Origin of the sequence: Mammaliicoccus sp. Dog046 (genome assembly GCF_034039665.1) — a bacterium.
Lineage (GTDB): Bacteria > Bacillota > Bacilli > Staphylococcales > Staphylococcaceae > Mammaliicoccus.
Genome location: NZ_CP120131.1, coordinates 192,800 through 207,399, shown reverse-complemented (window position 1 = coordinate 207,399; position 14,600 = coordinate 192,800). Strand labels below are relative to the sequence as shown.

General features: G+C 33.9%; 13 protein-coding genes. 10 read left to right on the top strand and 3 right to left on the bottom strand.

Annotation, left to right across the window (positions count from 1 at the left end; genetic code table 11):
* Positions 1-9 precede the first annotated feature (9 nt).
* From P3U32_RS00990 to P3U32_RS00950, 9 genes are all read left to right on the top strand, one after another.
* The gene (locus tag P3U32_RS00990; RefSeq protein ID WP_323703740.1) at positions 10-585 is read left to right on the top strand and encodes a TetR/AcrR family transcriptional regulator; all 576 of its coding nucleotides are present in this window, start codon (positions 10-12) and stop codon (positions 583-585) included.
* 306 nt (positions 586-891) lie between these two features.
* Positions 892-1,101, top strand: coding sequence for a hypothetical protein (locus P3U32_RS00985; RefSeq protein WP_323703739.1), 210 nt, complete (start codon positions 892-894; stop codon positions 1,099-1,101).
* Between the two features lie 509 nt (positions 1,102-1,610).
* Positions 1,611-3,197 (top strand): IucA/IucC family protein, encoded by a 1,587-nt coding sequence (locus tag P3U32_RS00980; protein WP_323703738.1) that lies wholly within the window; start codon positions 1,611-1,613, stop codon positions 3,195-3,197.
* Positions 3,184-4,869, top strand: a complete 1,686-nt coding sequence (locus tag P3U32_RS00975; RefSeq protein WP_323703737.1) for an IucA/IucC family protein — start codon at positions 3,184-3,186, stop codon at positions 4,867-4,869. The genes P3U32_RS00980 and P3U32_RS00975 overlap by 14 nt, the downstream gene beginning before the upstream one ends.
* Positions 4,853-6,013 (top strand): MFS transporter, encoded by a 1,161-nt coding sequence (locus tag P3U32_RS00970; RefSeq protein WP_323703736.1) that lies wholly within the window; start codon positions 4,853-4,855, stop codon positions 6,011-6,013. Before P3U32_RS00975 ends, P3U32_RS00970 begins: the two co-directional genes overlap by 17 nt.
* Positions 6,006-7,130 carry an alanine racemase gene (locus P3U32_RS00965; RefSeq protein WP_323703735.1) on the top strand — a complete coding sequence of 375 codons (1,125 nt, stop codon included), beginning with the start codon at positions 6,006-6,008 and terminating at the stop codon, positions 7,128-7,130. The genes P3U32_RS00970 and P3U32_RS00965 overlap by 8 nt, the downstream gene beginning before the upstream one ends.
* Positions 7,131-7,221: 91 nt before the next feature.
* A complete protein-coding gene (locus P3U32_RS00960; protein ID WP_323703734.1) occupies positions 7,222-8,151 on the top strand; it encodes an ABC transporter substrate-binding protein in 930 nt (309 codons plus the stop codon).
* Positions 8,141-9,139, top strand: coding sequence for a FecCD family ABC transporter permease (locus P3U32_RS00955; RefSeq protein WP_323703733.1), 999 nt, complete (start codon positions 8,141-8,143; stop codon positions 9,137-9,139). The genes P3U32_RS00960 and P3U32_RS00955 overlap by 11 nt, the downstream gene beginning before the upstream one ends.
* Entirely contained in the window at positions 9,136-10,119 is a 984-nt protein-coding gene (locus tag P3U32_RS00950; protein WP_323703732.1) for a FecCD family ABC transporter permease, read from the top strand. Before P3U32_RS00955 ends, P3U32_RS00950 begins: the two co-directional genes overlap by 4 nt.
* A gap of 471 nt (positions 10,120-10,590) precedes the next feature.
* Here the strand turns inward: P3U32_RS00950 and P3U32_RS00945 are convergent, their stop codons facing one another.
* Complete coding sequence (locus tag P3U32_RS00945) at positions 10,591-11,466, bottom strand: nuclease-related domain-containing protein (protein WP_323703731.1); 876 nt, start codon at positions 11,464-11,466, stop codon at positions 10,591-10,593.
* A 159-nt stretch (positions 11,467-11,625) separates the two neighbouring features.
* The gene (locus tag P3U32_RS00940; RefSeq protein ID WP_323703730.1) at positions 11,626-12,162 is read right to left on the bottom strand and encodes a DUF4865 family protein; all 537 of its coding nucleotides are present in this window, start codon (positions 12,160-12,162) and stop codon (positions 11,626-11,628) included.
* Positions 12,163-12,261: 99 nt separating this feature from the next.
* Between P3U32_RS00940 and P3U32_RS00935 the strand changes: the two genes are divergently transcribed.
* A complete protein-coding gene (locus tag P3U32_RS00935) occupies positions 12,262-12,984 on the top strand; it encodes a LysR family transcriptional regulator (protein ID WP_323703729.1) in 723 nt (240 codons plus the stop codon).
* Positions 12,985-13,390: 406 nt separating this feature from the next.
* Here P3U32_RS00935 and P3U32_RS00930 read toward each other — a convergent pair whose 3' ends face one another.
* Positions 13,391-14,572: an NAD(P)-dependent malic enzyme gene (locus P3U32_RS00930; protein ID WP_323703728.1), complete on the bottom strand. Its 1,182-nt coding sequence runs from the start codon at positions 14,570-14,572 to the stop codon at positions 13,391-13,393.
* Positions 14,573-14,600: the final 28 nt, after the last annotated feature.

Here is a 14,600-nt window from a genome sequence, read left to right as displayed (position 1 = left end):
GCAATAGAAGTGAACAGCACATCTGAAAGGCTTATTAATATAAGTATGCAAACCTTTTCAGACAAAGGTTACCATGGAACATCACTAAATAGTATTGCCAATGATTTAGGAGTCAAGAAGGCTAGTTTATATAACTATATAAACAGTAAAGATGATCTTTATGGATTATGTTTAGAAAAGTGTATGAACGATGGAATAAATATCATTGAAAACATCGATATTCGATCCCAAAATTTAAGTGAAGAACTTTTATCATTTTTCAAAATGTATATTTTTGAATCTGCTTGCTTAGTGAAATTCTATGTTCAATTATCTTTTGCACCTTCAAATTTTATAAAGGATATTGAGCAGTACAATGATAAATTATCAACTACACTTACATATAAATTAGATGAAATACATGCACACCATAAACTTAATATAAATAAAGATGAATTCGTATTATTGATTAGGATGTTTATTAATGGTTGGCTTTATCGTAGAGCCTTTATACAATCTGAAGCCACTCAAAAAGAAGTCAAAAATGAGTTTAATATACACGCTAAGTTATTATTAAACACCATAAGAGCAAAGCAATCTGAATAAAAACTGTCTTATTAATTGAATAATTAATCCCCTATAAAAGCGAGGTGATGAAATCTCTACAACAGATTTCATCACCTCGCTTTTTTGTTAATTACTTCATAAACATACAAAATAAGCAAAATATTGAAAAAATTACTCCAAATGACTATAATCAAATTCGTATCCTTTTTTTAATTAATAGTAATTTGTTTGAAATACAAATTACTATTAATGTATATTATTCAAGATACTAAAATTATTTTTTGTTAAAATTCTAAAAATGATAACTTTGAAAATAACCAATTAAAACAGGAAGAGGTAAACATTATGGTCGAGAAGTGTAGAATTAACTGCTATGAAGATATCAGTGATGATTTATTGTATATCTCACAAGTGATTAATCAAAAAATTTCTGCCAACGAATATAATTTGACTGAAGAGATTGAGAAGCTAAAAGAAGTTTTAAGCAGACTAGAATCTCAATTGGCAACAACATTTATTATTCATGACGATAATAAACAAGAACCTCACGCTTAAAAAATCTATCATAATAAAGTGAACAGGACTGGGACACATTGTCTCAGTCCTACTTGTGTTGTTTGTTATAGGAGATATCGTGCGATTGACCCCGGATCGCACGATATCTCGGCTCTAACCCTTAACTCTTCATGCGTTTCATACCTAATCGCACGATATCTCGGCATCTACCCCAAAGTCTTCGTGCGATTCACACCTAATCGCACGATATCTCGGCTACACCCCCTAACTCTTCGTGCGTTTCATACCTAATCGCACGATATCTCGGCTACACCCCCTAACTCTTCGTGCGTTTAACACCTAATCGCACGATATCTCGGCTACACCCCCTAACTCTTCGTGCGTTTCATACCCAATCGCACGATATCTCAGGATCACAATCTCACATAGTCACTTTTTATATTTAATTTATTATAATTAATTATTTTTTATGCTTTTCATTGACAAAATACTCAAACATTTTATAATTGAGAATGTTTCTCACTATAAAAAATAAAGGTGTTGATATTTTGGTTACTGTACCAGGCAAATATATTCATGACATACGTAAACAATTTCCAAATATTACTGAAGCAGATGTATCTCGTCTATACGAAAAGGCTTATAAAGAGATTTATAGACGTATAGTCGAACTATCTGAAATAGAACATATTGACTGTGCTTCAATCTTACAAGCATCACATATGATGAACGAAATAAATGATTCTATTTTAAATTTAACGTTAAGTTATATTCAATTCGAACAAGATCACCAGACATATTCTGGTCAATATCAGCATATCTTTGATTTCGTTGAACAAGAACAGTTACCTGATACTTTCTTTGAACAAAGTGTCACTGAAGGTCACCCATTCCATCCGATGACTAAAACGAAATTAGGTTTTAGCGTTAATGATGTTATTCAATATTCTCCTGAATTCAGAAATTTAGTTAAAGTTATTCCTATTTTATGCGATTATTCACTTGTGCAAAATATACATAGTGAAAATGACATTCACAAGCCTCATTTAGAGCAAATTAATAAACAAGCGAAAGCATATTGTGAATCACACGACCTGCAATTTGAATCATATGAATTATTGTTCATACATGAATGGCAGTTTGAACATTTTATGTATCCTCAATTTAAATCATTATTTGATCAACAGCGATTAATTCCTTTACATCATCTTGCAGTTGAAAGTCATCCGTTACTTTCATTTAGAACATTAGATGTCGACGCATTCGACTGTATCATCAAAACAGCTGTAAATGTTCAAGCGACAAGTGCTGTAAGAAACGTTTCACCCGCTTCTATCAATAACGGCATACGTTTAAGTCATTTTGTAGAAGATATTTATCGCAACAAATCTTATAACAATAGTTATATTCAAAAAGATTTATCCGGTAGTTATTTGAATATCGATAACGCACACGCCAACAAATGTAGCTACATGTTAAGAGCACGTATTCCTCAAAGTGAAGATAGTCATCAATTGGTTTGCGGTAGTTTAATTACAACTAGCTTTATTTCACAACAACCTATCCTTATAGAATGTATTGAAATCATTATGTCTAAAGAAGGATTGTCATTTGAAGAAGCAGCGACTCAATTTTTAACAGCCTATGCTGAACAATTATTATCATCTACTTATAGATTAATGTTAGAAGAAGGTATCAGCTTAGAAGGTCATATGCAGAACAGTACAGTCATTATTAAAGATGGCATGCCAGAAGCATTCTACATGAGGGATTTCGGAGGCGTACGTTTATTCGATACTGATGTAGATATCGATACTTCAACTGGATTACTGACAGAGGACTTCGCTGATTTATTATCTGTATTCTCACATGCTGTGCTATACAATCATTTATTCCAATTGATTCGTGTACTCGACCAACATGGGTTTGACGCCGATAAAGGTTATGAAATTGTTCGCCATGTTATCGCGTCTTACCATGAACAAATAACACCTGAAATCAATATTCTCGAACAACCTACATTCCGCATCAAATCTTTATTAAAAATGAGAATTCAAGCGGAAGGTTACGATTATCAATACTCAGAAATTAAAAATCCCCTATACAAGGAGGTCCATACATATGAATTGGACTAAGGATGTTTATGCCCACTCAGAACAGTTTGACCGTCAATATATACAACGTTGCATTCAAAATAGTATTGATATTACCTTTTCAAAAATGATGGCCTGTTTGATTGAAGAACAGACACATCCTATACAAAATGTGGTTAAACGTGGCGATCACTTCACATTGTACGTAAACGAAGATACATTCATAGAATACACGCATACGTATCAACGTATTTATGTTAATGCGAATGCACAACATATTGAAGTGCTCGATCCGCTTCACTTGATAGATTGGTTAAATCAATACAATCAGATGCAGTACGATTATCAATTATTAAAAGTCGAAATCGAGAATCACCTTATAAACCAAGCACTTAGTTTCATACATTGTTCTCAAATGCCAAAGAGTGATCATCCATTATTAAAGAGTGAGCAATATGTCATTACAGGGCATAACATTCACCCTTGTGCAAAGACAAAATTAGGCTTAACTTTCAATGAAGTGATGCAATATGCACCTGAATATAATCAAGCTTTCAAATTGAATTGGTTACTCGTCAAACAAGGATTTCTATACAACAACTTAGAAACTTCTGAAATACAAACGCTTGCGAAATTTAGCGGTTATACAGGAGAAATTCCTGAAGGTTATGATCTTATTCCTGTTCACCCTTATCAGTTCGAACATGTGATACGCAATATTTATAAAGATGAAATTGAACAAGGTGATATCATCGTGCTCGCGCATAAAGGCGGCCTCGTTAAAAGTACATCATCATTTAGAACAGTCTGTCCGTTAGATGATATGACGCCAATTATTAAATTGCCTGTAAATGCTCAAATGACATCTACAATACGCTCTATCAGTAATAACAGTATTATCAACTCTAAAACAATTGGTGACTACTTCAAATATATTTATCGTACTGATGAACGTTTAAACGAAATCAGTTTACCTGTATTAGAATATGGTGGTATGACTTATATTCATGACACCGAAGATAAACAACGCAACTTATCATTTATTTTAAGAGAAAATAATACGCAATATTTAACAACACAGTCTCAATTATATGCAGCGACATGTTTATTTGAATTCAACGAACATCATCGAAAAGTATATACAGACTTAATTGAAACTGCGTCTATTCATCAATCACCTATCGACTGGTTCGAACAATATATTTCAATATTAGTTGAGACAACACTCACACTGATGACGAAATATGGAATTGGTTTAGAAGCACACCTTCAAAATATGTCCTTTGAATTTATCAATGGTACACCTCAACGATTACATGTACGAGATTTTGGAGGATTGCGCATTGATGACACGCGCATCCCTGCATGGTTAGACTTGAGTAATGCTTTAACGAGAGCAACAACTGAAGGCATGTATGAAAAAGTTCAAAACACTTTAATCAGCAATCATTTAAATACACTTGTTCGTCACTTTAGTGCTGACTATAAATATGACGAAACATTATTATGGCAAAAGATAAAAACTACATTTGATCATGTATTTGAGCAATTACAACAACAGAATATACAACATACTGAAGCAGACAAACATGCATTCTACACTGAGACGATAAACGAGAAAGCACTATTAACAATGCGTGTTTCTACTGAGAAGCAAGATATTTATGTACAGAGACATAATCCTTTATTGATGAACGATGATATTAAAGTTTAATCCTTACCGTCGATTTATAAGCGCTCAGTGTATTGCTCGTACAATCGATTGGATGGATATCATTGCCCTCAACTGGATTACACTACAATTAACAGGTAGTGCTGTTTTCATCGCGTATATTAACTTTGCACGACTTATGCCACAACTTGCATTCGCATTTATCATAGGTAAGATCATTGATACCGTCCGTTCCACAAAATTAATGTATATCATTCACATTGCTAATATTGTTTTAACTATATGTATTGTGAGTGCTTTCGTACAATCATGGAACATTTGGATCATTCTCTTATGCGTCATGGTTCGGTCATTCTTCCAAGCGATAGATACCGTGCAGAGAAACGCTTTAATACAAAGCTTTGTCACAGCTGATAAACTTCATAAAGCAATCAGTCTAAATGCACTGATATTAAATATTTCACGATTGATTGGTCCTTTTATTGGAGGATTATTGTTAACAAGCATCAATCCAAACTTTGTACTGTCATTACCTATCATAGGAAGTATATGTGTCATATTGTTAAATCAACAGTTACCAGAAGTTCATCAGCGTAATAAAACAAAACACAAAATCTGGTCCTATTTAAAGACACAACCTATCATCGTTTTTCTTATGTTATCTAGCGTGTGCGCAATGCTATTTGGGTTTTCATATACGATCATCTTACCTAGTATTGTTGATGCATCATTTGATAAACAAACAATGATTTATTCCTTGTTTACAGCAATGATTGCTGCAGGTTCGATCATTATATTATGTATCTTTATGCGTTCAAGCAAATTGACGAGCATAAAATGCTTATGGATTTGGTCAATACTATTTATTGTTACGATTGTTTTATTGATGTTTATTCAACAAACATATTTATATGCGATTGTCTTATTGTTTATGGGATTAGTCTCTCAAGCCTTTAGAACGACCAACCGCATACTCGTCCAGAAATATGTTGATGCCCAATATAGAGGTTCTGTCTTATCTATATCAATGATGGATAAAGGATTTATACCACTTGGAGGCATATTATTGAGTTTCGTCTTTGAACATTTAGGATTAAACATGGTTTATCTCACAATGATATGTGGCTTACTGCTATCACTGCTTTTCGTTTCACTCATGATTAAAAAGGAGAATCAATATGGATAGAATCAAATCATCACTTCAAGACACCAATACGGATTATTACATTTATGACTTAACAGAATTAGAAAGACGCATCAATTGGATCAGATCTGTTACGAATCACGACATCTATTATGCTGTAAAAGCAAATTCTAATTTAAAAATTCTAGAAACATTGGTTAACTATGTGTCCGGATTTGAAGTTGCATCCCCTGGAGAAATAGAGAAAGTAAGATCTATTTCTAACGAAGTACCCATTATATATGGCGGACCAGTGAAGACGACTTCAGATTTATCTTATGCTCTAGAGGCACATGTACAATCTATACAAATTGAAAGTTTATTCGAATTAGATAGCTTGCAAACTTTATTAACGAATACAACACAACATATCAATGTGATGATACGCATTAATTTAAGTGACATTGAATCTACAGCTACTTTAAAAATGGCCGGAGTGCCAACGCAATTTGGTATGCCTGATACAGATATTGATGAAGCCATTCGTATATGTGAACAATCTGAACACATCACATTTATTGGTTTCCACTTCCATTCAATGAGTAATAATTTAGATGAAGACGCACATGTGCAATTTATCCACCATGCTATTGAATATACAAATCAATATCAATCTTATTTACCAGAAGACTATGTGATTAATGTTGGTGGCGGTATCGGCATCGATTATAGTGAACAGAAAGCGTTTGACTTTGATTATTTTGCAACGCGTATACATCACCTTCCAACATTAACATTTGAATTAGGTCGATTTATCACAGCACCTATCGGATATTATGCTGCTCATGTTTTTGATATTAAACAAATGCACAATGAATATTTCGTATTGTTAAACGGTGGTACAAATCATTTTAGATTTCCAAAGGCATGGAATCATCATCAACCTTTCGAAATTTTATCTATGCATGATAATCGTGATAGAATAAAAGAAGTCACAAATGAAACGGTTACTTTGTCAGGTAAACTTTGTACACCTAATGACGTCTTCGGCCCTCCTTATAAAGTCAAACATATACAAACCGGAGATTGGGTTGTCTTTAAATTAGCAGGCAGTTACGGATACGATATTAGTCATTTACAATTTTTATCTCATCAACTTCCAATTATTCAATATATTTAGAAAATGCCATTGACAAAAAATGATAGCGTTTTATAATTGAAAATGAATATCATTATCGTTTTTATAACTATAAATGAAAGAGGTTAGATTCATGAAGAAGCTTTTATCAGTTCTATTAATAATGGTTGTTATGTTAGCTGCTTGTGGAAGTAAGCAAGAACAATCTTCAAGTAAAGAAACAAAAGAAGTAAAACACGCGATGGGAACAACGAAAGTACCTAAAGATCCTAAACGTGTTGTTGTTTTAACGAACGAAGGTACTGAGGCAGTCGTATCAATGGGCGTGAAGCCAGTTGGTGCAGCTAATTCATATTCAGGTAACCCTTGGTATAAACATTTAGAGAAAAAATATAAAGGCATTAAACCTGTTGGTGGAGAAAGTGAAATCAATTTAGAAGAAATCGCTAAATTGAAACCAGATTTAATTATCGGTAATAAATTCCGTCAAGAAGCACAATATAAGAAACTTTCAGAAATCGCACCTACTGTATTCTCTGATGAGTTACGTGGCGATTGGAAGAACAACTTCAAACTTTATGCGAAAGCATTAAACAAAGAAGATAAAGGTAAAGAAGTATTAGCTAATTACGATAAACATGTTGAAAAAGCTAAAAAAGAAATTGGCGATAAAGCCAATCAATCTGTGTCTATGGTAAGATTCATGCCTGGAGACGTTCGTATTTATCATAAAGATACATTCTCAGGTGTTATATTAGACGAATTAGGTATTAAGCGTCCTAAAGGCCAAGATAAAAATGACTTCGCTGAAAAAGGTGTAACTAAAGAACGTATTAAAGCAATGGATGGCGACAACTTATTCTACTTCACTTTCCAAGGTGAAGATAAGAAAGTCTCAGATTTAGAAAAAGAATGGGTTAATGACCCAGCATTTAAAGATTTAAATGCTTCTAAAAAAGGCCATGTTTATAAAGTAGATGACGCTGTTTGGAACACTTCCGGTGGTGTGTTATCTGCAAACATGATGATTGATGACTTAAAGGAAAAGTTAAGTGAAAAATAAATACCTTTGGTGGTTTGTATTATTCACAGGGTTGTTCTTTTTACTATTCATTTTGAGTATGATGTTAGGTTATAAACACTTCTCATTTATGGATATTTGGAACCACTTTGTGAATGGTGAAACCGTTAAAGACCAACGTGTACTAACACGATTAAGACTACCTCGCGCAATTTTGGGCGGGGTTGTCGGTGTTTTAATGGGTATTAGTGGTGTGATGATCCAAACCATTACACGAAACCCGTTTGCAAGCCCTAGTATTATGGGGGTCAACAGTGGTGCAAGTTTAATGGTTGTCATTGCGACTGTTGGTTTTGGCATTAATGGTGTATTCCAACAAGCGTTTATGGCCTTTATCGGTACAATCATCATCGCTACTTTGATTATCCTTGCAACTACGATACCTTTTAAACCTTTCAATGCGATGGAACTTACATTGTTTGGGGCAAGTATTAGTGCATTTTGTATGGCAATCACGCAAGGAATGCTGATATATAACGAATCAGCAATCGAGGATATTATTTATTGGTTAAATGGCTCTGTCGCAAATAAACATATCAATATCTTAATGTATATTTGGCCATTTATTGTCGGGGGTATTATCATCTCCTTCTATATGGCTAAACCACTTAATTTATATATGTTAAGTGATGACGCTTTAAAAGGACTTGGTGCTAAAATATTATCTATCAAAGTCTTTACGATGATTGGCGTTGTATTACTCAGTGGCTCTGCCGTTGCACTTGCAGGTCCAATTGCATTCATTGGACTAATCACACCACATATTGCAAAGTTAATTTGTAAATCACATAATCACTTTATTGTTATTCCATTGTCCGGAATATTAGGTGGATGTTTGTTATTACTCAGTGACATACTCAGTCGTTATTTATTAATGCCAAGAGAGTTACCTGTAGGCATTACGACTGCATTGATAGGCACACCTATATTTATTTATTTAATTTTAAATCGTAAGGAGTTAACAGAATGAAGAAATTATCTATACTCGTCCTCATACTCATGTTAACCACCCTACTTACATTAATGTTTGGGGAGAGTTTCATCGCACCCCAAAATGTATTAAGCGGTTTATTCAAACTATCAGATCCATATACAAATTTAGTCGTTAATACTTTAAGACTACCGAGAGTCTTACTTGCTATCGTAACCGGTGCAGCACTTGGTATTGCAGGATGTGTGTTACAGTTCATCACGAAGAACCCACTTGCATCTCCAGATGTTATTGGTATTTCTCAAGGCGCTAACGTCGGTTCATTAATATTCTTAATTGTATTAACAACAAGTACTGAAGCACTGTTATTACCAATGTCATTCCAGCCTATCTTTTCATTATTAGGCGCAATGATTATGACTGCATTATTGTACTTTTTAGCATTAAGAAAAAGCTACAAACGCGATCGACTTATATTAATTGGAATCAGTTTCAATATACTATGCCAATCCCTCGTTATGTTCTTAATCTTAACGAGCAATAAAAGAAGCGCACAGGCACAAATTTGGATGACAGGGTCTGTACATCAAGCTGAATACTATCAAGTACTCATTATTAGTATCATCTTATTTATAACAATGTTCGTACTATTATATTATGCACGTTCATTCGATATACATTACTTAGGCAGAAACCTATCCTTTGCATTAGGAAATTCATATCAATACATATCCATCATTGCACTATTATCGATGAGTATCCTCATCGGTATATCAATGAGTTATGTAGGTGGCATACAATTTGTAGGATTAATCGCACCACATATCGCATTGAAGCTAGGTGGACATCAATTCAAGAACCGAATGTTGTACAGCGCCATCATCGGTGCAATCATTTTATTACTCAGTGACTTAATAGGACGTACACTCTTCTTACCAAAAGAAATCCCAGCAGGCGTCTTCACTGCATTAATCGGTTCACCATTCTTTATGTATTTGTTAATTAAAAGTAGAAAATAAATGAAACCACCCCGGACAGCGTTATGTCCGGGGTGGTTCTATTTTAAATTGAGGTTTAGAGAGGGAGATATCGTGCGTTTCATACCTAATCGCACGATATCTCAGCACTACACCTTAAGTCTTCGTGCGATTCATACCTAATCGCACGATATCTCAGCTCTACACCTCAACTCTTCGTGCGATTCATACCTAATCGCACGATATCTCGGCTCTAACCTTAAAGTCTTCGTGCGATTCACACCCAATCGCACGATATCTCAGCTCTACACCTCAACTCTTCGTGCGTTTCATACCTAATCGCACGATATCTCAGCACTACACCTTAAGTCTTCGTGCGATTCATACCTAATCGCACGATATCTCGGCTCTACACCTTAAGTCTTCGTGCGATTCACACCTAATCGCACGATATCTCGGCTCTACACCTCAACTCTTCGTGCGTTTCATACCTAATCGCACGATATCTTTTCTCTATTTATAATAGACAATTGTTTTATTGTGTCGTTTAGCTTTAAAGTTCCCTTTTATTATTGCAGCAAGGGAATTTCGATGTATTCCGTTACACCATATTCTCGCTTCCCTCATCGTAAATGGTTCTCCTTTAATTAGAAACAACTCATTTAACGTATTCAATATTAATGCTTTTCTATTAGACTTTTCCTTACAAAAATGGCAGGTCACTTCTTTTTTCTTATATTCTAATTCGTATTCAATAATGTTCAAACAATGGGTACAGCGAATACCGGGTTTAACATTTTCAAATTGATAATTTGGTCGGATATAGTAGTCGTGGTTAAAAGGTTGATTGAGATTTTTTAAGGAAGTTGTAAGTGAGTGAGTTTGTTCATAGGTAGAATTTAGTAAAAGTTGCTTAAGGTAGTTTAATTGCGTGGGGAATATCATAAAGCTCGTATCGGTGTCTCCAGTCATTCGAAAGTAGTCATTAGTAAAAACGACATAACTCTTAACTTTGTGGTGTATATTGAGAGACTTTAGAACTTGTCTCAGAAAATGTTCATTTCTATCTAATTGTGCAAATGGATATTTAATAACGAGGTCATTCTGTGTAATTAAGTTGCCATTTCTATATTCGTAATTACCAGAATAATTCTTGATTTCAAACTGATAAATACATTGATCTGTTACCACTATAAAATCAAATTGATAACTGTTCTTCATTTGTAAATTGTAAATGTAGTTCAGACCTTTTATTGACTGTAATACTTTTAAAAACTTTTCTTCTCCCTCCTTACCTTTTTTATAATTATCATACTTTTGCAGGATATCCTGACTTAACTCTGTGCGTTTCATAAGCGATTCAATTAATCGATGAAAATCATGTTCCATTGGTTCACCTCTTATAAAAATATTCACTTCCATTTTAATCCAAATCAAATGAAAAATCGAGAATGATTTGAATTATGAAAAGTACTAGGACGGTGAATAAATTGAATAGGTAATGATAATTCTCATCAAATAATAAAATCCTCTTTTCTAATAGTTATTTCAGCTTTCAGATATATGCAACACTTTATAATATTCCAATCCCTGGTCTAGATTTTTGGGTATTTGATCTACGAAGGAAAATTTAACAAACTTCCACTTTTCCGGATTATAGATAATAACTTCAGACAAACAATTATTAATATTTTTAAATTGTGATTGTATATTTAGCTTCGTCATTGTTGATGATGGCTGTATGCTTATATATTCTTCTATTAAATAATTACTGTTCTTTATTTTTTCATCTATACTGATTTTAAAAGGAATACCGATATTTATTTCGTGCCATCCAAATGACGAAATAATATTGTCATAATATCCATCAAAGATAAAACGATTCATGCCTGCTTCACTTTTCCATAAATATAATGGTGCATACACATTATTCATTTTATTAGATGCTTTTTCTTTAATTAAATATGCTTTGACTAATAAATCTTCAAAACCATCTGTTTTATTGCCATTTTTTCTAACTCTTTCTTTGATAATTTTCATATCATAGTCCGCTGGTAACTTAATTTCATATTGCATTGCGTGCATTGTCATCACTCCTTATAAATAACTCTACTTCTAAAAAGTAATTTTGAATAATACACATTTATGATATAGTTATCATCAAAAGTGATAAGGAGCAGAGATATGAATTTCAATGACTTATTGATATTTAAAACTGTATTTGAACTAAAATCTATTAACAAAGCTGCTCTTCACCTTCAATATGCACAATCAAACATATCTCAACGTGTACATCATATTGAAAAAGAACTCAATGTTACTCTATTCAAACGTACAAAAAACGGCATTCTTCCTAATAAATCATCTGAAGAATTCTATCATTATTGTGTAAATATTTTATCTGAAACTGAAAAATTAAAATCAAAGCTACAAAATAATCGTGATGCATTACTTTGTTCGGAACTTTTATTCAGCTATCTTTCTGTTAAAAATATGGATTTTATAAATTTTGATATTGATCTCGCAACAACATCAAAGATAGAAACTAAATTACGAGAAAAGCATTATGACCAAGTAATCAGCTTTTCGAAATGTGCCGATACTGAATATGTATTGGAGAAAGTTGAATCTATAGATTTAGCTTTTTTTACAAATACACAAAGTACTGATTCTCTACCTTTGTTAATTAATAAGGATGAACTATGTCCTTTAAGAAAACTATCCTTACAGTTGAACAACAATCAAAAACAAATTATTGAACTAGATTCGTTAGAAGGTATTATCAATTTAGTTGAATTAGGTAAAGGTACTGGATTATTACCAACTTATTTAGAAAGAAGTAGATCCATCAAAAGAATTTCTCAAAAAGATTATCACTTAGAGTATTACTATTATCATTCTAAATAATCAACTATCTATGAATCGCACGATATCTCAGCTCTAACCTTAAAGTCTTCGTGCGATTCACACACAATCGCACGATATCTCAGCTCTACACCTAAACTCTTCGTGCGATTCACACCTAATCGCACGATATCTCAGCTCTACACCCTAACTCTTCGTGCGATTCACACCTAATCGCACGATATCTCGGTACTAACCCTGAACTCTTCGTGCGATTCACACACAATCGCACGATATCCCGGCTCTACACCTTAAGTCTTCGTGCGATTCACACCTAATCGCACGATATCTCGGCTCTACACCTTAAGTCTTCGTGCGATTCATACCTAATCGCACGATATCCCGGCCAAACACATCAAAAAACCACCCTGGACATCCTCATGTCCGGGGTGGTTCATTCCTAACTATTTTAAACAGGTACTACTTCTTCTTTTTCTACGCATTGTTTCACTGCTTCTGCTACTTCTTCAGCAACGTGTTGATCTAGCGCATGTGGTATAACAAATTCTGAATTTAACGCTGCGCTTGGTATTGTTCCAGCAATGGCTTTTGCTGCGGCTATTTTCATATCTGTTGTTATATGTTTCGTTTGAGCATCTAACACACCTCTAAATATTCCAGGGAACGCTAATAGGTTATTAATTTGGTTAGGGTAATCTGAACGGCCTGTTCCGACAATTTCTGCCCCTGCTTCAAATGCTTCTTCTGGATATATTTCTGGTGTTGGATTAGCTAATGCAAATATGATTGGGTTCTCATTCATTGATTGCACGTGTGCTTTCGTCAATGCCTTAGGTCCTGATACGCCAATAAATACATCCGCTTCAACAATTACATCTTCTAAAGTTCCAGATATATGTCTTAAATTCGTCAACTCTGCGATTTCTTGTTGCGCACTATTCATCCAAGTTTCTGTCTGACTTAAGACACCTTCTAGACTAACCAATGTAATATCTTTATAACCTGCTTCTAACAATAATCTTGCGATAGCAATACCTGCTGAACCTGCACCATTGATGACAATTTTAGCTTGTTTGTCTGTCTTCTCAACGACTTTTAACGCATTGATTAATGCTGCAAGTACTACGATAGCTGTACCGTGTTGATCATCATGGAATACTGGAATGTCTAACTCGTCTATTAATCGTTTTTCTATTTCAAAACATCTCGGTGCTGAAATATCTTCTAAATTAATTCCTGAAAAGTTTGGCTGTAACGCCTTAACGATAGAAATGATTTCTTCAGTATCTTTCGTGTCTAAAGATAATGGGAATGCATCTACATTAGCTAATGATTTAAATAAGATACTCTTACCTTCCATAACAGGGATAGCTGCTTTTGGTCCAATATCACCTAAACCTAATACTGCTGTACCATCTGTAATGACTGCAATCATATTTCCTCGTGCTGTTAATGTGTCTGCTTTAGTTTCATCTTTAGCAATTGCTTTACATACTTCAGAAACACCCGGTGTATAAACAACACTCAAATCTTCCTCTGTATGAACATCTACTTTGCTCGTGATTTCTATTTTCCCTGCGTGTGCGTGATGTAAATCAATTGGATCGATACTTTCATTTCTTTCTGTCATTTTTAAATCTCCTTATATTTTTCTTTAT